Genomic DNA, 17,907 nt, shown 5'->3' on the forward strand with positions numbered 1-17,907 from the left:
CCCTGCCACGTGCAGGCGCCATCCTCCCGTCCGGGGGGTGACAGCCGGCCGTTCCTGGGGCAGGTCGCTGCCATGTCAGACTGCAGTCCTGCCGCATCCTCTTCCGATCCGAACCATCTGCCGGCCGCCGAGCGGATCGACGGGGCCGCAGGCGGCGTGCTGCTGCTGTGCGATCATGCGTCGAACCACGTTCCGGCCGACATCGGGCTTGGCGTGCTGCCGGCCTTGCTGGACCTGCACATCGGCTATGACATCGGCGCGGCCGCGCTGACGCGCAGCCTTGCGTCGCGTCTGGCTGCACCGGCGGTCCTTGGCACCGTTTCCCGGCTCGTGATCGACCTCCATCGGGAGCCGGATCACGAGAGTCTGATCCCGGCGTTGAGCGATGGCCATGCGATCCCAGGGAACCGGGAGGTCGACCGACCCGCGCGGGTGGAGCGGTTCCACATTCCCTATCACGCCGTGATCGAACAGGCGGTGCAGGACTATCGGCCCGAGCTGGTCGTGGCGATCCACAGCTTCACGCCGCGTCTCGCGAGCGATGGCCGCGAGCGCCCCTGGCAGGTGGGGATTCTCTACAACCAGGACACTCGCGCCGCGCATCCCGCGATCCGGATGCTTCGAGAGCGCGGCTTGGTAACCGGGGACAACGAGCCCTATTCCGGGCGCGAGCTCAACGCGACGCTTAACCGCCATGCGGAGGCGCATGGGATCCCGAGCATGTCCGTCGAAGTTCGCAACGACCTAATCGGAGATGCGGACGGTGTCGCCGAGTGGGCGACGATCCTGCACGACGCCATCGCGCGGGTTCATGCGGAGCTCGCGCAATGAGGGCGGTGTTCTGGCGCTGCGGCGGCATCGGGCTTTTGTCGCTCATGCTCGGCGCGTGTGGAGACGAAGGCCCGTCCGATCCACCGCGCGGCTTGCGGATCGCCTGTGCGACGGGTGGTGCGCAGCTGGCGCAGACCTGCTTCGTGGAACAGAGCGAAGCACCGCAAGGATTGGTGTTGACGGTGCGACGTGCCGATGGAGGCTTTCGGCGTCTTCTCGTGGCCGAGGACGGGAGCGGTGTCACTGCTGCCGACGGTGCCGATCCGGCCGTCGTGCACTTGCGGTCGCCCAACGAGATCGAAGTGGAGATCGGCGACGATCGGTTCCGCCTGCCTGCACGTGTCGACGGAGGGAAGGCAGCATGAGGATCGTGCCTCCAGCTGCCCCGATCCTGCGTGCGGAACAGATGCGGGCTGCCGAGCAGCGCTGCTTCGGAGCCGGCGTGTCCCAATCCGAACTGATGGAGCGCGCCTCACTGGCGGTCGCGCGGGAAGTCGCCAGGCTGGGCGCCGGGCAGCCGGTGCTGGTGCTTGCCGGACCCGGCAACAACGGCGGCGATGCCTACGGGGTCGCCAGATTTCTGCGGGACTGGGGCCATGACGTGGCGGTTGCATCGATCGGCCGCCCCGCCAGCGGCGCTGCGGCAGAGAATGCTGCGGCATGGCACGACGAGGTGGAGAGCCTGGAGCAGGTGAGCCCGAGGCCCGTTCTGGTCGACGGTCTGTTCGGTACCGGCATGTCGCGCGCGCTGGACGCTCCCGTAGCGGCCCAGCTGGCACGGCTCGTTGCCGCCGCCTCTGTGTCGGTCGCGATCGATCTCCCCTCCGGCATCGAGACCGACACCGGCCTCGACTTGGGCGCTCCGGGCGGGATCACGGCCACGGTGGCGCTCGGCGCGCTCAAGCCTGCGCATTTGCTCGGTGCCGGCCTTTCCAAGTGCGGCCACGTCCTGCTCGCCGACATCGGCGTAGAGGCGGCCACCGAATGGCGGAGCATCGCACGTCCCAGGTTGGAGGCTCCGGGACCACAGGCGCATAAATACGGTCGCGGCCTGGTCGTCGTCGTCGCCGGCAGCATGGCCGGGGCCTCTCGTCTCGCGGCGCGCGCAGCGCTCCACGGCGGCGCGGGCTACGTGATCCTGGCGGCGCCGGAACCCGCCTCCGGCGCCCCCGACGCGATCGTCCACCGCACGATCGACGGCAGGGATGCGCTTGCCGAACTGCTCGCAGACCCGCGTATCGGCGCGGTGGTGATCGGGCCCGGCCTCGGCAGGGACGAGGCGGCCATGAACCGTCTTGAGGTGGCGATCGGCTGCGAGCGGGATCTGGTGATCGACGGAGATGCACTCAGCCTGCTGGGCAAGACGGCTGCCGAACGTCTGGGCACCCGCAAGGCTTCGACGCTGCTCACACCGCACTCGGGCGAGTTCGCGCGGATGTTCGAGGCCGCCGGCAGCAAGATCGAGGCAACACTTGCCGCCGCCAAGAGCAGCGGCGCTACCGTGATCCACAAGGGAGCAGACACGGTGATCGCTTCGGCCGGGGGCAAGGTGGTGGTCGCATCCGCGGCGCCTTCGTGGCTGTCGACCGCCGGAACCGGTGACGTCCTGGCGGGGCTCGTCGCCGCCCGCCATGCCGCGGGCGGCAGCGCGGACGAGGCCGTGTGGCTGCACAGTCGCGCGGCGCGACGTGCCGGCCCAGCCTTCGCAGCCGACGACCTGATCGCCCAGATCCCTGCTGCAATGGGAGAATGCCTGTGAGCGGCGATCTGATCGTGCGCGTGGCGGCGCGAGGCGAGGGCATCTCCGCCGATGGCCGCCACGTTGCGTTTGCGGCCCCTGGCGACCGGCTTCTCCCAGACAACAGCGTTGTGCCCGGACCCCATCACCAGGCGCCACCCTGCCGGCATTTTCCGGCGTGCGGCGGCTGCCAGCTGCAGCATCTCGACGAGGAGAGCTATGCGCTGTTCGTGCGCGATCGCGTGCTTGGCGCGCTTTCGACCCAGAACCTGGCGACGGAAGTCCGCCCCGCGCTTGTCTCGCCGCCGCGCACCCGGCGTCGCGCAACGCTGCATGCCGAGCGTCGCGGACGTCAGGTGTTGCTTGGCTTCACCGAGACGGGCAGCCACCGCATCGTCGACATGACGGAATGCCACGTGCTGCTTCCGGAGCTGTTCGCGCTGGTCGCACCGCTGCGGATGCTGCTGGCGGCCATGCTGGGAGAGCGCCGCGCGGACGTGCATCTGGCGCAGACCGATCGCGGCGTGGACGTCCTGATCACCGGTGCCCTGGGCGACAAGCTCGCTGAACTGGAGGCGCTGACCGGCTTTGCGGAACGGCACGGCCTTGCCCGCCTGTCGGTGGATGATGGCTATGGTCCGGAAACCCGGTGGGAGCCGGAGCCTGCGACGATCAGCTTCGCAGGCGTGCCGGTCGCGCTTCAGCCGGGTGCCTTCCTGCAGGCTACGCGAGAGGGCGAGGCAGCTTTGGTGGCGGGAGTGAAGGATGCCGTCGGGAGCGCTCCGATCGTTGCAGACCTGTTCGCCGGACTGGGCACTTTCTCGCTCGCGTTGGCAGAGCGCGCCAAGGTGTATGCGGGCGAAGCCGCGCGTGAGCCGATCCTGGCGCTGAAGGCCGCCGCCTCCCGTGCCGGCCGCCCCGTGTTTGCCGAGCATCGGGACCTCTACCGCCGCCCGCTGGCGCCCGCCGAACTCGATCGCTTCGCTGCCGTCGTGATCGATCCTCCGCGCGCCGGCGCTCGCGAGCAGGCCGCGGCGATCGCCGCCAGCAAGGTTCCGGTGGTGGCCTATGTGTCATGCAATCCCAGCAGCTTCGCACGAGATGTGAAGACGATGTGCGAGAGTGGGTATCGCCTCGACTGGGTACAGCCGGTGGGCCAGTTCCGCTGGTCCACCCATGTCGAGCTGGTGGCGCGGCTTACCCGTTGATCGGGTACACGGCACCGGTGAAGTAGAGTCCGTCCGGTGGCGCGTTGAGCCCAAGCCGGGACCGGTCGCGCGCGGCAAGCACCTCATGGACCTGCTCCGGACGCCACCGCCCTTGCCCCACCAGGGCAAGGCATCCGACCATGGAACGAACCTGGTGGTGAAGGAACGAACGGGCGGCCGCGTGGATGAGCACCCGATCACCACGCCGTGCGACGTCAAGTCGATCCAGGGTCCGCAGCGGGCTCTCCGCCTGGCAATGGGCGGAGCGGAACGTCGTGAAGTCGTGCCGTCCGACGAGATACCGCGCCGCGGCGTGCATCGCGTCGGCATCGAGGGGTTGCGGCACTTGCCAGGCGAGACCGGCTTCCCAGGTGAGCGGCGCCCGTCGGTTGACGATCCGGTACTCATAGGAGCGGCCGACGCAGGAGAAGCGTGCGTGCCAGTCGTCTTCCACCGCCTCGCACGCCAGGATCGCGACGGGTTCCGGCCGAAGATGCGCGTTGAGCGCCTCCATGAGACGGAAGGGCACGATCGCCTTCTCGATCTCGACATGCGCCCGCATGGCGAGCGCGTGTACGCCCGCGTCCGTCCGACCGGCGGCGTGGACGGCGACCTGCTCACCGGTGACCCGCCAGACGGCTTCCTCGATGGCCTGCTGGACGCTGGGCCCGTGCGATTGCCGCTGCCACCCCATGAAGGGCCGCCCGTCGAATTCGATCGTCAGTGCGAACCGGCTCACGACAGCAGCGTACCGGCGGGAATGGGGAAGCCACGCAGCAGCTCGGCAGCAGCCATGGCGCCGCGACCGGCACGCTGCAGCAGAGTGGGCCGGATGGCGCCCGTGCCGCACGCGATCGTAAGTCGCGCATCCAGCACGGTGCCGGGCGCGCCGCTCTTGTCCGAAGTCTCCGCCGCGAGGACCCGGAAGCGCTCGCCACCGAGTTCGAAGAATGCCGTTGGGGCGAACGCCCGGACCTGCCGTTCCACCGCATCCGCAGCCGCGTCGAAGCGCAGCCGCGCCTCAGACTTGTCGAGCTTGGCGGCGTAGGTGATCCCAGTTTCCGATTGAGGAACAGGAGGATAGGCATCGATGTTGCCAAGCACTTCGACCATTGCTTCGCCGCCCAGTTGCGCCAGTCGATGGGTCAGTTCGGCGGCCGTTTCGTTGCCGACAGGCGTGCGTAGCTCATGCCGTACCGGGCCGGTGTCCAGCCCAGCTTCCATCTGCATGATGCCGACGCCCGTCTCGGCGTCGCCGGCCAGGATCGCCCGCTGAACCGGTGCAGCGCCCCGCCAGCGCGGCAGCAGCGAGGCGTGGACGTTCAGGCAGCCGAGCCGCGGCGCATCCAGGATGGCCTGCGGCAGGATGAGCCCATAGGCCGCAACCACCGCTACATCCGCGCGTAGGGCAGTGAATTCCTCCTGCGCTTCGGCAGTGCGCAGCGTGGTCGGGTGCCGGACCGGGATCCCGAGCGCTTCCGCTCGGGCATGGACCGGCGTTGGGGTCGGTGCCTTACCACGCCGGCCTCCTGCACGCGGCGGCTGTGTGTAGACGGCGACGATTTCGTGCCCGGCAGCCACCAGTGCGTCCAGGATCGTGACCGCGAAGCCGGGCGTGCCCATGAAGATGATGCGCATCCGCGCTCTCGACACGCTAGCGGCGCGGCACGCAACCCCCTATCTGTGCCAACGATGGCTTCCCCAGAGATCGAGGCGCTGACGCAGGCGCTGTCCCGGCTGCCGGGCCTTGGCCCGCGCTCCGCGCGCCGCGCCGTATTGCACCTCATCAAGAAGCGCGAAACGGCGCTGGTTCCGCTGCTTGGTGCCCTGGAACGGGTGAGCGAGCGGCTGTCCACCTGCTCGATTTGCGGCAATGTCGACACCAGCGATCCCTGCGCCATCTGCGTCGACCCGCGGCGGGATGCGCGTGCGCTCTGCGTGGTGGAGGAAGTGGCAGACCTGTGGGCGCTGGAACGCTCCCGTCTTTTTCCGGGTCGCTTCCACGTCCTCGGCGGGCGACTGTCCGCGCTCGAAGGCGTGCGCCCGGAGGATCTTGCGATCGACCGGCTCGTCGCCCGCGTGGCCGACGGCGGCGTGGACGAGGTGGTGCTTGCGATGAACGCGACGCTGGAGGGGCAGACGACCGCGCATTATCTCGCGGAGCGGATCGAGGCCTATCCCGTGCGGATCACCCAATTGGCCCACGGCTTGCCGGTAGGCGGCGAACTGGATTATCTGGATGAGGGCACCCTGGCTCAGGCCTTGCGTGCGCGACGCCCCGTGGTGTGAGCGCATCGCTTGACGGGCGGAGGGTGCTTACCTAGCTAGCGCCCATGGCCATCCTGCCCATCATCGAGATCCCCGATCCGCGCCTGCGGCTGATTTCCACCCCCGTGGATGCGGTCGACGACGAGGTTCGCACGCTCATCGCCGACATGTTCGACACGATGTACGACGCGCCCGGCATCGGCCTGGCGGCGATCCAGGTTGCGGTGCCCAAGCGGGTGCTGGTGATCGATCTGCAGGAGCAGGAGGATGAAGAAGGCAAGCCGGTCAAGGAGCCGCGCGCCTTTGTGAACCCCGAGATCCTCGAAACCTCCGACGAATGCTCCCTCTATAAGGAGGGCTGCCTGTCGATTCCGGACCAGTTTGCGGACGTCGAGCGGCCCGCACGCTGCCGCGTACGCTGGCTGGACGAGCAGGGGGCGGAGCATGACGAGTGGCTCGAGGGGCTGCTCGCGACCTGTCTCCAGCACGAGATGGACCATCTGAACGGGGTGCTGTTCATCGATCACCTCTCGCGGTTGAAGCGGGAGATGGTCATCAAGAGGCTCAACAAGGCGCGCAAGGCCGCCTGATCGCCGCGGCGGGCCAGGGGCCCGCCGTCCGTCACCTCACGACAAGCCGTCGATCTGTCCCGCCGCGTTCACGCGGATACCCTCCGCTGCGGGTACGCGCGGCAGACCCGGCATGGTCATGATCTCCCCGCAGATCGCCACGACAAATCCTGCGCCTGCGGCAAGGCGCACTTCGCGCACGTGGACCACATGGCCCGACGGCGCGCCCAGCCGGGTCGGGTCGGTCGAGAAGCTGTATTGCGTTTTCGCCATGCAGACGGGCAGGTCGCCGAAGCCGTCCGCCTCCCAGCGACGAAGCTGCGCGAGCACGCTGGCGTCGGCCACGGCCTCCTCGGCGCGGTAGATCCGCTTCGCGACCGTGTTGATCTTGTCGAACAGGCTCAGACGGTCGTCATACAGCGGCATGAATCGGGCAGAGCCCGAGTCCGCCAGCGCCGCGACCGCTTCCGCCAACTCGCCGGCTCCCGCTCCTCCATCGGAGAAGTGGGTGCAGACCACCGCCTGGCACGCCTGTGCCGCGGCGATCGCGCGCACGGCCGCGATCTCTTCTTCCGTGTCCGAAGCGAAGCGGTTGATCGCAACCACCGCCGGGACGCCAAACTGGGCCAGGTTCTCCAGGTGGCGCATCAGGTTCGCGCCGCCCCGGTGCACGGCAGCGACGTCCGGAGCCGCGAGATCGGACTTGGCGACGCCGCCGTTCATCTTGAGCGCCCGCACGGTCGCCACGATCACCACCGCGTCGGGTGCGAGTTCGGCCATCCGGCACTTGATGTCGAAGAACTTCTCCGCGCCCAGGTCAGCGCCGAAACCCGCTTCCGTCACCACATAGTCGGCGAGGTCGAGCGCCGTGCGCGTCGCGATCACCGAGTTGCAGCCATGCGCGATATTGGCGAAGGGGCCACCATGGACAAAGGCTGGGGTGCCCTCCAGCGTCTGCACGAGGTTGGGCTTCACGGCCTGGGCAAGCAGCGCCGCCATCGCGCCCGCCGCATTCAGGTCGCGCGCCGTGACCGCGCGGCGGTCGGCAGTGTAGCCGACGATGATGCGGCCCAGGCGCGCTTCCAGGTCGGCGAGATCGCTCGCCAGGCACAGGATTGCCATCACCTCGGAAGCGACGGTGATGTCGAACCCGGACTCCCGGGGATAGCCGTTGGTGGCGCCACCAAGGGAGTGCACGATGTCGCGCAACGCACGGTCGTTCATGTCGAGGACCCGCCGCCAGCTGACGCGGCGCACGTCTAGCCCCAGGGCATTGCCCCAGTAGATGTGGTTGTCGATCATGGCGGCCAGCAGGTTGTGCGCGCTGGTGATTGCATGGAAATCGCCGGTGAAATGGAGGTTGATGTCCTCCATCGGAACCACCTGCGCATAGCCGCCCCCGGCGGCCCCGCCCTTGGTGCCGAAGCAAGGCCCCAGCGATGGCTCGCGCAGGCATAGCGCAGTGCGACGGCCGCTGCGCGAAAGAGCGTCGGCAAGTCCGACCGAGGTCGTGGTCTTGCCTTCGCCAGCAGGCGTGGGATTGATCGCCGTGACCAGGATCAGCTTGCCGGTCGCATCCCGCTTCGGCAGCGCGTCGACTGCGACCTTGGCCTTGTGGTGGCCATAGGGTTCCACCGCCAGGGGCGGGATGTCGAGCTTCGCCGCCACCTCCGCGATCGGAAGCAGCGCTGCGGCACGGGAGATTTCGATGTCGGTCGGCATCGGTGCGGCTTAGGCGACCGGCACCACGGCGGGAAGGGTGGTTGAACGATCTCGGGTGCGGTTCGCCCGGGGAGCTGCCGATGTTCTGCTTGTGACCTCTTCGGTGACCGCGTAAGTTCCGGGTTCGTTCGCGTAAGGGGCTTGAGTAGATGGACGCTGTGGTTCTGCTGGTGACCGTGCTGGCGATGTTCGTCGGGCTCGCGGTCGGCTGGTTCCTGGGGCAGCGCGGCATCGCCGAGGCGCGGAGCGAAAAGGACCGTCGAGAGGCCGACTTCAAGGCGGCGATTGCGGACCTCGCCCTGGCAAGCGAGCGCGCGAGAGAGGCCGGCGCGCTGCGTCAGGAGGTGGAGGCACTGCGTCATGACCTTCAGACGGAGCGGGTCGAACATGCGAGGCTGAAAGCGACGGCCGAAGCGTTCGACGAGCGTCTCCGGGAGTTCAAGGACGCGCGCGAAGCGATGGCGGCGCAGTTCCGCGAGACTGCCCAGGTGATGCTCGACGGGGCGCAGCGAACCTTCCTGGAGCGGGCGAGCGAGCGGTTCCAGCAGGCTGGCGATACCAATGAGATGAAGCTGAAGGCGCTGCTCGCACCCGTCGAGCAGACGCTGCAGCGCTATGAGCAGAACGTCAGCAAGGTCGAGGGCGAGCGCAAGGAGGCGTATGGCAACCTCGCGGGTCTGATGGAGGCGATGCGCATCGGGCAGGAGTCGGTGAAGAGCGAGGCGGCGAAGCTCGTCAATGCGCTCCGCTCCGCTCCGAAGGCGCGCGGGCGCTGGGGGGAGCAGCAGCTCCGCAACGTCCTGGAGACCTGCGGGCTGGCCGAGCACACCGACTTCGCCATGGAGGTGAGCGTGGAGAGCGAGGGCGGGCGGCTCCGCCCGGACGCCATCGTTCGGGTTCCCGGCGGCAAGAGCCTGGTGATCGACGCCAAGGTGTCGCTCAACGCCTATCAGGACGCGCATGGCGCGCTCGACGAACGCGAACGGGCAACCCACATGCAGGCGCACGTGGTGTCGATGAAGACGCACATCACGCAATTGGGAGCGAAGTCGTACCAGGCGCAGTTCGATGACACGCCCGACTACGTCATCATGTTCGTGCCGGGCGAGCACTTCCTCTCGGCGGCCCTGGAGCATGCGCCGGATCTTTGGGACTTCGCCTTCGATCGTCGGGTGCTGATCGCCACCCCGACCAACCTGATCGCAATCGCCCGAACGGTGGCGGCGGTATGGCGGCAGGAGAAGCTGGCTGGCGAGGCTCGGCAGATCGCCGAGCTGGGCAAGGAGCTCCACACCCGCCTCTGCACGATGGGGGCACATGTCGCAAAGCTCGGCAAGAACCTGGAAACCGCGACCGGCGCCTACAACGCCTTCGTCGGCAGCCTGGAGTCGCAGGTGCTGACCTCCGCCAAGCGGTTCGAGACGCTCAATATCGATACAGCGGGTAAGACGCTCGACCCGCTGCCCGTGGTGGAGCAGGCCACCCGACCGCTCACCAAGCTGGCAGCGGTCTTGCCGGCAGCGGAAACCGAACCGGCGGAGTGAGGCGCTTGCGCCGTGCGGCCGGTGTCACCGGCGGCACGGCGACAGGCGACTAGCGGGTCCCCGGCTGCTCCAGGCGGTCGAGCACGGTGTAGGCCATCACCGCGGTCGCGACGGCCGCGTTGAGGCTGTCCGCCTTGCCTCGCATCGGGATCTTGACCAGCAGGTCGCATTCCGCGGCCATGAAGTCGGGCATGCCCTGCGCCTCGTTGCCCGTCAGCAGGAATGTCGGTGCCCGATAGGCGGGCGCGCGGTAGTCATGCTGCGTGTCGAGGCTGAGCCCGACCAGTTGGCCGGGCCCCGACCGCAGCCAGCCGCGGAACTCGTCCCATCGCGCCCGGGCAAATGGCACGGTGAAGATCGCGCCCATGCTCGCTCGTACGGCTTCGACCGAGAAGGGGTCTACGCAATCGTCGAGCAGGATCACGCCGCCTGCACCGGTCGCGTCCGCCGTTCGCAGGATCGTGCCCAGGTTCCCGGGATCCCGCAGCCGCTCGGCCACCAGCCACAGCGGCGCGGTGTTGCGATCCAGCCGATCGAGCGAAGCCGGCAACTCGTCATAGACGCCGAGCACCGCACCCGGATTGTCCTTGCCCGAGAGCTTGGAGAGGATGTCGGCATTCGTCTCCACCGCCTCGCCGCCCGCAGCTTCGCAGGCGGCGACCAGCGGCCGGACCAGTGCATGCTCGGCACTCGCGCGCGTGTAGAACAGGTAGCGGGGCAGGTGGCCGACCTCCCGCGCCTCCGTCAGGATGCGGAGCCCCTCGGCGAGGAACAGCCCCTCGTCCCGGCGGTGCTTCTTGTCGCGAAGGGTGCGGACCCGCTTCACCAGCGGGTTCGAAAAGGCGGTGATTTCTCTGGGCATGGCAGCAGAAGCGAGGATCAATCCTCGCCGAAACGATCCTCGACGAGTGCGACCATCTCGCCGACCACGCGATCGGCTCCCGGCCCGGTGGCGCTGATCACGATCGTGTCGCCCATGGCCGCGCCCAGCATCATCAGGCCCATGATCGAGGTCGCGGTGACCTGCGTGCCGTCCTTCTCCACCGTGAGCGAGATCGGCTGGCTGGAGGCCAGGGTCACGAACTTCGCACTGGCGCGGGCATGCAGTCCGCGCCGATTGGCGATGCGGACTTCACGGCGAACTTCGCTCATGCAGCAGCTTCTCCAAGCACTTCCGAGGCGACGGAAATATACTTGCGCCCGGCGTCGCGCGCGGCCGCCACGGCCTCAACGACCTTCATCGTCTTGCGCGCGCCGCCAAGGCGGATCAGCATCGGCAGGTTGATGCCGGCGATCACCTCGATGCGTCCCGTTTCCATCAGCGAGATGGCAAGGTTCGACGGGGTGCCGCCGAACAGGTCGGTCAGCACGATCACGCCGTTGCCGTCGTTCACTTCCTCGATGCCGTGCGCGATGTCCGCGCGGCGTTCTTCCATGTCGTCTTCCGGACCGATGCAGACGGTTGCGATCCGTTCCTGCCGGCCGACGACATGCTCCATCGCGACGACGAACTCTTCTGCGAGCCGCCCGTGCGTCACGAGTACCAAGCCGATCATTTCTCTCGAGCCCCCGAGCGATTCATGGAGCCTGCGGTGCATCCTCCAGCGAGTTCTGGGGAATTGTTCCCAGGTCGCGGTGGGTCACCGTGGGCGAAAATCCTGCGTCGCGCAACCATGACGCCATCCGTTCTGCGACGTGGACCGAACGGTGTCGCCCCCCGGTACACCCGAACGCGACGGTAACATAGGCCTTTCCTTCGGCGCGGTAACGCGGAAGAAGGGTGGCGAGCAGCGTTTCGATCGCCTGCATCGCCGCTGGATAGGCCGGATCCTCCGCCACATAGGCGGCGACGTCGGCATCCTGTCCCGTTCCGGGGCGCAGTTCCGGAACCCAATGCGGATTTTGCAGGAAGCGCATGTCCAGAACGATGTCCGCGTTGCGCGGCAGTCCTCGCGCAAAGCCGAACGAAAGCACCGACAGCGTCGGCTCCCCATGGCCGGAGGTCGAGTACGTCGCGCGGACCTGCTGCGCCAGGTCGGCTGCGGACATGTCGGTGGTGTCGACGAGTTGGCTTGCCCAGCGGCGTAGTGGCGCCAGAAGCTCCCGCTCCCGCGCAATGCCGTCGCTGGCCGGCCGATCGAGGGCGAGCGGGTGCCGCCGCCGGGTCTCCGCATAGCGGCGCTCCAGTTCGGTGCTGGCACAGTCGAGGAACAGCGTGCCGATGTCGCGCCCGCCTTCCTCGTTCAGAAGCTTGATGCGGCGGACGATGCTCTCTGCGTCGAAACCCCGGGTGCGCGAACCGATGCCGATAGCCAGCGGCTGCCCGCCCTCCCGGTGGGTGACGGGTTGTTCCGTCGCGAGGAGGCGATCGAGCAGGAGCAGCGGCAGGTTGTCGACCACCTCCCAGCCGAGATCCTCGAGTGTCTTGAGGACGGTCGACTTGCCCGCACCGGACAAACCGGTGACGAGAAGAATGCGCTGGGGCTCGTTCCGCCCGCTCATGCCGCGCCCGCGAGCATACGAAGCGCGAGCTCGACCTTGATCGGGGCCGAGGGTTCGAGGGCGGGGAGTGCCACGAGCGGGATCTCGACCCCGGCGATGCACCGCTTCTCCGGGGGTTCGGGAAGCCGCTCGGGAGTGGGCTCGATGCGGACCATCATGGCGACGGGTACCTCGTTCCGGAACGGCAGACAGACAATGCCGATCCCACGCACTTCGATCCGCCCCGCGATCCGTTCCGGTGCGCGACCGATCAGGCGGGCGCCCTGCACCTCAAGCACCGTATAGTCGTCGCTGACCAGCTCGGCGCCGCGGTCCACCAGGCGGAGCGTCAGGTCGGACTTGCCGGCGCCGGACTCCCCCTCGATCAGCACGCCACGGCCGCCGATCGCGACACAGCAGGCGTGGAGTGTCTCGGCAGCGGTCATCACGCCGCCACCTGCGGCAGGCGCACCACGAAGCGGGCACCGCTCAGACGGTCTTCTCGGGATTCGACGGCGATCATGCCTCCATGCCCTTCGACAATGGTGCGCGCGATGGCAAGGCCCAGTCCCGAGTGGGTGCCGAAAGCCTCGCTCGCAGGGCGGACGGAGTGAAAGCGCCGGAAGATCGCGTCCCGTGCTTCCTCGGGCACGCCCGGGCCCTCATCCTCGACGCGGATGACGATGGAGCCGTCCTCCGCAATCGCGGACACGGTGACCAGCCCTTCGTCCGGGGAGAACGACACCGCGTTGTCGAGCAGGTTCTCGAACACGCGCTCCAGCCGGGCGCCTTCTCCCGAGACCGACAAAGGGCCGTCGCTCAGCCGGTCGAACCGCACGCGCACCCCTCGGATCGGTTCACGCTCGGCACGCAGGCCCACCAACGCGTCCAATAGGGCCGCTACATCGATCGGCTCGAACTTCGCGCGGCTCAGCTGCGCGTCCAGGCGCGAAGCGTCGGAAATGTCGCTGATCAGGCGGTCCAACCGATGCACGTCGTCGCGCATGATCGCCATCAGCCGTTCCTGCAACGCCGGATCCTTGACGTGATCGAGGCTGTCCATCGCAGAACGGAGCGACGCCAGGGGGTTCTTGAGCTCGTGGGTCACGTCCGCGGCAAAGGCTTCGGTCGCATCGATTCGCGCGCGGAGGGCGCCGCTCATGTCGGAGAGCGCGCGCGCGAGCATCCCGATTTCATCACGTCGATACGGCAGACGCGGCACCACAACCTCGCGTGCCCGGCCCAGACGGACGCGCACCGCTGCACGCGCCAGCAGGCGGAGCGGCTGTACGATCGTGCGCGCGAGGAACAGGGAGAGCAGCACGGATACGAGTGCCACCACCAGCAGCACGACGCTCAATCGCAGGCGTTCGGCGCGGACGGTCTGGACGATGTCGCGAGCATCCGCGGTCGAATGCAGCGTGACGCCGGCGGCGAGCGGGGCGGCCGCGGTAATCACGGGCGAACGATCCGGTGCGCGCCAGACGGTTGCGGCGGCTCTTCCACTGGTGGCCGCGCCAACCACCTCCGGCCATTCCAGCCCGTCTGCCTTGCCCCGCTCCCGGTAGAGCGGCGCGCGTCGGGTGCCGGCGACGGTGTCGATCATCGCGTCGAGCGCCCGGGCAACGTCCTGCTGCCACGGCTCCTTGTCGGGATCGCGCAGCCGGAAGTTCTCCACGCCCGCCGTCCGGCTATCGAAGCGCTCGACACCGGCCGCATCATAGACCCGCAGCCGGGCCCCCTGGGCCCTTGCCATCCGCAACAGGAGCTGGGTCCGGACATCGGGAGTGACGGCGCGCACCGCTTCACCGGTGAGGGCAATCTCACGCTCGGCCTGGCCGACCCGCTCGTCGAGGATGCGCGCCCGAAAACTGTCGAGATAGAAGAAGCCGCCAGCGACCAGCGCCAGGGCGAAGATGTTGACGAAGAGGATGCGCGGGGTCAGCGATACCCGCCCCGACCGGCGGGGCGTCAGCGCTTCCCCCTCACTCCTCCGAAAAGCGGTAGCCGGCGCCATAGAGCGTCTCGATGGCATCGAATTCGTTGTCTACCTGCCGGAACTTGCGACGGATGCGCTTGATGTGGCTGTCGATGGTCCGGTCGTCGACATAGATGTCGTCCTGATACGCTGCATCCATCAGCTGGTTGCGCGTCTTCACGATGCCGGGCCGCTGTGCCAGCGTTTCGAGGATCAGGAATTCGGTCACCGTGAGCGTCACGACCCCGCCGTTCCAGATCACGCGATGGCGTGCAGGGTCCATCGAAAGACGACCGCGGACCAGGACAGGCTGCGGAGGATCCTCGTCCGCACCGAGCGCGGCCGCGGGCGCCTCCGCGCGGCGGAGGATCGCCCGGATCCGGGCGATCAGCAATCGCTGCGAAAAGGGCTTCGCGATGTAATCGTCGGCCCCCATCGCGAGGCCGAGGGCTTCGTCGAGTTCGTCGTCCTTGGATGTCAGGAAGATCACCGGGACCTGGCTCTTCTCCCGCAGGCGCCGCAACAGTTCGAGCCCGTCCATCTTGGGCATCTTGATGTCCAGCACCGCGAGGTCCGGCGGATTGTCGATCAGTGCCTTCAGCGCCGCTTCGCCGTCCGAATAGACGCGCGTCGCAAACCCGTCCGCCTGAAGGGCGATCGAGACCGAGGTCAGGATGTTGCGATCGTCATCGACGAGCGCGATCGTCGCCGTCATCGCTGATCCTCTGGTTCCGCTGCCATCCCCTCGCGGTATCCCAAAGAGATGGGAGGCTCAACCTCGCCCGCTTTGCGACGCCGCCGCGAACGCGGGGTCACCCCCGCGCCTTGGCTATGAAGCCGTCGATGTTCCGCTCCAGCACCGTCATCGGAACGCCTCCTCCGGTGATCACCGCGTCGTTGAACCCACGGAAGTCGTAACGGTCGCCGAGCGCCTGCTGTGCCTTGCGCCGGAGCCGGTTGATCTCCGAATGGCCGACCTTGTACCCGCAGGCCTGCCCCGGCCAGGAGCAATAGCGGTCTACCTCGCCGCTAACCTCCTCGACGCTTGAGCCATTGGTCGTGGCGAACCACCGGATCGCCTGCTCGCGCGTCCATCGCTTTGCGTGAAGTCCGCTGTCGACCACGAGCCGGCAGGCGCGGAAGGCGATCGACTGCAGGTAGCCGAGCCGCCCCACGGGATCGTTCTCGTAGACGCCGAGTTCGTCACCCAGCTGCTCGCTGTAGAGTGCCCAGCCTTCGGAAAAAGCGTTGAAGCCCAGCAGCGATCGGATGAGCGGCAGACGGAACGTATATTCCCCCTGCCAGACGTGCCCCGGTATGGCTTCATGGTAGGAGAGGGTGGGAAGCGCGTACCGCGGCCAGATCGCGGTCGTACGGAGGTTGATCCACAGCTTCCCCGGAACGCTGCCGTCGATCGACCCCGGCCCACCATAGGCACCGGGTGCCCCGGCTTCCTCCACCAGGGGAATGCGGCGGACCTCCGCGCGGCCCGGAACCAGCGTATGGAAGGCCCGTGGCATCCGCGCGCGCATGTCCTGGATGCGATCGGTCAGCAGCGCGATGATTTGCTCGCGACCCCTGTCATCGTTCGGGAACAGAAAGCGCGGGTCTTTGCCCAGTGCCGCCATCCGCTCGCCGACAGTCCCTTTCGTATAGCCGAGCGGCTTCAGAATCGTATCCATCTCCGCCTGGAGCCGCGCGAGTTCCTCGCGGCCCATCGCGTGGACGTCGTCGGGGGTCATGTTGGTCGTCGTGGAGGCGCGGAGCGCCCAGGCGTAATAGGCGTCGCCAGCCGGAAGCTTCCAGACCCCGGCGTCGCTCGTCGCCTTCGCCCGCTGTTCCGTCAGCGCTGCCTCCTGGCGGAGCAGCGCGGGTCGAACCTTCTGCTCCAACACCTGCGCCACCGCCTTGGCGTCCGCACCCCCGATCTTTCCAGTGCGGCTGGCATAGCTCTTGTAGAGATCCCACTCGGTCACCGCCCCGGCATGGCTCTTGCCGATCTGGACGAGCGTCTTGTCGAGCAGGAAGTCGGGCGGGATCACGCCCAACGCCGTTGCCGCGCGCAGCCGTTCGGTCTCGCCGTCGAGCTGAGCAGGATAGGCCTCGACGCGGGAGACGAATGCCTCGGCATCGGCGCGGGTCTCGATCCTGTGATCGCTGTCCAGGAAGCGCGGGGTATCGAGGTATGCTCCGACGTTCTGCACGACCACATAGGGCGTGTTGCGCCAGCCCCCGATAGCGACGTCGCCATAGGGTTGGGCGAAGCCTTCGAGCGCGGTCTCGAATGCGGTGCGAGCAACGTCGACATCGGTGTGCGTGGCCGTCGAGAGCTGCGCCATGTCGATCGCCTTCAGGCGACGAACATGATCCGCGAGGTGCTGGCGCAGCTTCACCTGACCTGCCGGGGAGCGGTCACCAAGGCGGGACTTAAGCGCCGCTCGCTTGCCTGTGTCGATCCCGAGCCCGGATGCAGTTTCGGGCATGTCCGCCATCAGCGATTCCGCGATCTGCGACAACAGCGCTTCCGCCTGTGCGTCCGCGCCGGTCGCGGCCAGGGCGACATTCGGGAGAGCTTGGGTCGCGGCGGCCGCCGCGCCGGCGGCCAGAAGTTCGCGGCGGGACAGGGACATGCAGGCTCCTCAAGGGCAACAGGTATCCGAAGCAGCATTGCCGGCCCCGGCTTGGAATCGAGCCGCTTTGCTAGCATGACGAGGTCATGAAGAAAGCCCATCTCGCCCTGCCGGACGCACCCGTATGATCCGCGTGCTGTTCGGCGAGCATTCCACGCAAGCGCCGGCAATCGCCCGATACATCGACCGTGGGCGGTTCGAGCCAAGCTTCGCGGACCTCGCTTCTGCGGACTTCGCGGCGTTCGACCTGGTGGTGCCGCTCAGTGTTGCACAGATCGCGCAGGCGCGTCCGGCGAACTTTGACGGCGTTCGCCGCGCGGTGCTGCCAAGTTCGGATCTCGTGGCGCTGTGTGACGACAAGCTGGCATGCAACCAGTGGCTGATCGAACATCGCTTCGAGGCGAACGTCCCCGCGCTGTTGGGGGCTGAGCCGGAGTGCTTTCCCTATATCCGCAAGTCGCGCCACGGGAACTTCGGGGCGGGCTGCGTAATGGTGCGCGGTGCTGCCGAGGCAGCGGCGATCGGCGGCCTTCAGGAGGGCTCCTTCCACCAGCGCGCCGTGCCTGGCGCTGACGAATATGTTCTGCACCTGCTGCGCATCGACGGGGAAGTCCGCTTCCAGCTCTGTTATCGCTATGACATGGGAACGCCTCTCGCCGTGCGGGGAGGAGCGCAGGCCGCCAAAGCGACTGTCCCCGCCGATCCGGGTGACGCGCTACCGCTCTGCTGTGCCATCCTGGACGCGATGGAGTATGAGGGCACCTGCTGCTTCAACTACAAGCTGGAGGACGGGCAGCCGCAGATCCTGGAGATCAACCCGCGTTTCGGCGGATCGCTGGTCGGCGAAGTGAGTGCCTATCTTCAGGCGCATGTCGACGCACTGGAGCCAATCGCCCCCTAGCGCGGCGGGATGACCTTGGTTACATGGGCCGCCAACT

At 67.8% G+C, this 17,907-nt stretch carries 19 protein-coding genes; 8 read left to right on the forward strand and 11 right to left on the reverse strand.

The features are described from left to right. Nucleotides 1-72: 72 nt before the first annotated feature. From EO081_RS06360 to EO081_RS06375, 4 genes are read left to right on the forward strand one after another with little or no spacing between them, the layout of a single operon-like run. Nucleotides 73-831 (forward strand): N-formylglutamate amidohydrolase, encoded by a 759-nt coding sequence (locus EO081_RS06360; RefSeq protein WP_129341019.1) that lies wholly within the window; start codon nt 73-75, stop codon nt 829-831. Further along, nucleotides 828-1,196, forward strand: a complete 369-nt coding sequence (locus EO081_RS06365; RefSeq protein ID WP_129341020.1) for a hypothetical protein — start codon at nt 828-830, stop codon at nt 1,194-1,196. Before EO081_RS06360 ends, EO081_RS06365 begins: the two co-directional genes overlap by 4 nt. Beyond that, nucleotides 1,193-2,590: an NAD(P)H-hydrate dehydratase gene (locus EO081_RS06370; protein WP_206364350.1), complete on the forward strand. Its 1,398-nt coding sequence runs from the start codon at nt 1,193-1,195 to the stop codon at nt 2,588-2,590. The genes EO081_RS06365 and EO081_RS06370 overlap by 4 nt, the downstream gene beginning before the upstream one ends. Continuing rightward, a complete protein-coding gene (locus tag EO081_RS06375) occupies nt 2,581-3,777 on the forward strand; it encodes a class I SAM-dependent RNA methyltransferase (RefSeq protein WP_129341021.1) in 1,197 nt (398 codons plus the stop codon). Before EO081_RS06370 ends, EO081_RS06375 begins: the two co-directional genes overlap by 10 nt. Here EO081_RS06375 and truA read toward each other — a convergent pair. Together truA and fmt are read right to left on the reverse strand one after the other, a co-directional pair. Next, nucleotides 3,767-4,516 (reverse strand): tRNA pseudouridine(38-40) synthase TruA, encoded by a 750-nt coding sequence (truA, locus tag EO081_RS06380; protein WP_129341022.1) that lies wholly within the window; start codon nt 4,514-4,516, stop codon nt 3,767-3,769. The genes EO081_RS06375 and truA overlap by 11 nt on opposite strands. Continuing rightward, nucleotides 4,513-5,415, reverse strand: coding sequence for a methionyl-tRNA formyltransferase (fmt, locus tag EO081_RS06385; protein WP_129341023.1), 903 nt, complete (start codon nt 5,413-5,415; stop codon nt 4,513-4,515). The genes truA and fmt overlap by 4 nt, the downstream gene beginning before the upstream one ends. Before the next feature lie 54 nt (nt 5,416-5,469). On the opposite strand from fmt, the gene recR reads away from it, so the two are divergent. Together recR and def are read left to right on the forward strand one after the other, a co-directional pair. Further along, complete coding sequence (recR, locus tag EO081_RS06390; RefSeq protein WP_129341024.1) at nt 5,470-6,066, forward strand: recombination mediator RecR; 597 nt, start codon at nt 5,470-5,472, stop codon at nt 6,064-6,066. A gap of 44 nt (nt 6,067-6,110) precedes the next feature. After that, complete coding sequence (def, locus tag EO081_RS06395) at nt 6,111-6,635, forward strand: peptide deformylase (protein WP_129341025.1); 525 nt, start codon at nt 6,111-6,113, stop codon at nt 6,633-6,635. A gap of 36 nt (nt 6,636-6,671) precedes the next feature. Here the strand turns inward: def and EO081_RS06400 are convergent, their stop codons facing one another. Next, nucleotides 6,672-8,336 (reverse strand): formate--tetrahydrofolate ligase, encoded by a 1,665-nt coding sequence (locus EO081_RS06400; protein ID WP_129341026.1) that lies wholly within the window; start codon nt 8,334-8,336, stop codon nt 6,672-6,674. 149 nt (nt 8,337-8,485) lie between these two features. On the opposite strand from EO081_RS06400, the gene EO081_RS06405 reads away from it, so the two are divergent. Then, nucleotides 8,486-9,880 carry a DNA recombination protein RmuC gene (locus EO081_RS06405; RefSeq protein ID WP_129341027.1) on the forward strand — a complete coding sequence of 465 codons (1,395 nt, stop codon included), beginning with the start codon at nt 8,486-8,488 and terminating at the stop codon, nt 9,878-9,880. 49 nt (nt 9,881-9,929) lie between these two features. Here EO081_RS06405 and EO081_RS06410 read toward each other — a convergent pair whose 3' ends face one another. The 8 genes from EO081_RS06410 to EO081_RS06445 form a co-directional block, all read right to left on the reverse strand. Then, nucleotides 9,930-10,742: a TrmH family RNA methyltransferase gene (locus tag EO081_RS06410; RefSeq protein ID WP_129341028.1), complete on the reverse strand. Its 813-nt coding sequence runs from the start codon at nt 10,740-10,742 to the stop codon at nt 9,930-9,932. A 17-nt stretch (nt 10,743-10,759) separates the two neighbouring features. After that, nucleotides 10,760-11,032 carry an HPr family phosphocarrier protein gene (locus tag EO081_RS06415; RefSeq protein ID WP_129341029.1) on the reverse strand — a complete coding sequence of 91 codons (273 nt, stop codon included), beginning with the start codon at nt 11,030-11,032 and terminating at the stop codon, nt 10,760-10,762. Then, nucleotides 11,029-11,436 carry a PTS sugar transporter subunit IIA gene (locus EO081_RS06420; protein WP_125959611.1) on the reverse strand — a complete coding sequence of 136 codons (408 nt, stop codon included), beginning with the start codon at nt 11,434-11,436 and terminating at the stop codon, nt 11,029-11,031. Before EO081_RS06420 ends, EO081_RS06415 begins: the two co-directional genes overlap by 4 nt. Nucleotides 11,437-11,458: 22 nt before the next feature. Then, nucleotides 11,459-12,382: an RNase adapter RapZ gene (rapZ, locus tag EO081_RS06425; protein ID WP_129341030.1), complete on the reverse strand. Its 924-nt coding sequence runs from the start codon at nt 12,380-12,382 to the stop codon at nt 11,459-11,461. Further along, complete coding sequence (locus EO081_RS06430) at nt 12,379-12,807, reverse strand: HPr kinase/phosphorylase (RefSeq protein ID WP_129341031.1); 429 nt, start codon at nt 12,805-12,807, stop codon at nt 12,379-12,381. The genes rapZ and EO081_RS06430 overlap by 4 nt, the downstream gene beginning before the upstream one ends. Next, nucleotides 12,807-14,378, reverse strand: a complete 1,572-nt coding sequence (locus EO081_RS06435) for a sensor histidine kinase (RefSeq protein ID WP_129341032.1) — start codon at nt 14,376-14,378, stop codon at nt 12,807-12,809. Before EO081_RS06435 ends, EO081_RS06430 begins: the two co-directional genes overlap by 1 nt. Next, a complete protein-coding gene (locus tag EO081_RS06440) occupies nt 14,347-15,054 on the reverse strand; it encodes a response regulator transcription factor (protein WP_129341033.1) in 708 nt (235 codons plus the stop codon). The genes EO081_RS06435 and EO081_RS06440 overlap by 32 nt, the downstream gene beginning before the upstream one ends. A 97-nt stretch (nt 15,055-15,151) precedes the next feature. After that, on the reverse strand, nt 15,152-16,969 hold the full coding sequence (locus EO081_RS06445) for a DUF885 domain-containing protein (protein ID WP_129341034.1): 1,818 nt from the start codon (nt 16,967-16,969) through the stop codon (nt 15,152-15,154). 124 nt (nt 16,970-17,093) lie between these two features. Here EO081_RS06445 and EO081_RS06450 point away from each other — a divergent pair, with 124 nt between their 5' ends. Then, nucleotides 17,094-17,870, forward strand: a complete 777-nt coding sequence (locus EO081_RS06450) for an ATP-grasp domain-containing protein (RefSeq protein WP_129341035.1) — start codon at nt 17,094-17,096, stop codon at nt 17,868-17,870. The last annotated feature ends 37 nt before the right edge of the window (nt 17,871-17,907 follow it).

This window comes from Sphingomonas desiccabilis (genome assembly GCF_004135605.1).
In the GTDB taxonomy this organism is placed as follows: Bacteria; Pseudomonadota; Alphaproteobacteria; order Sphingomonadales; family Sphingomonadaceae; genus Sphingomonas; species Sphingomonas desiccabilis.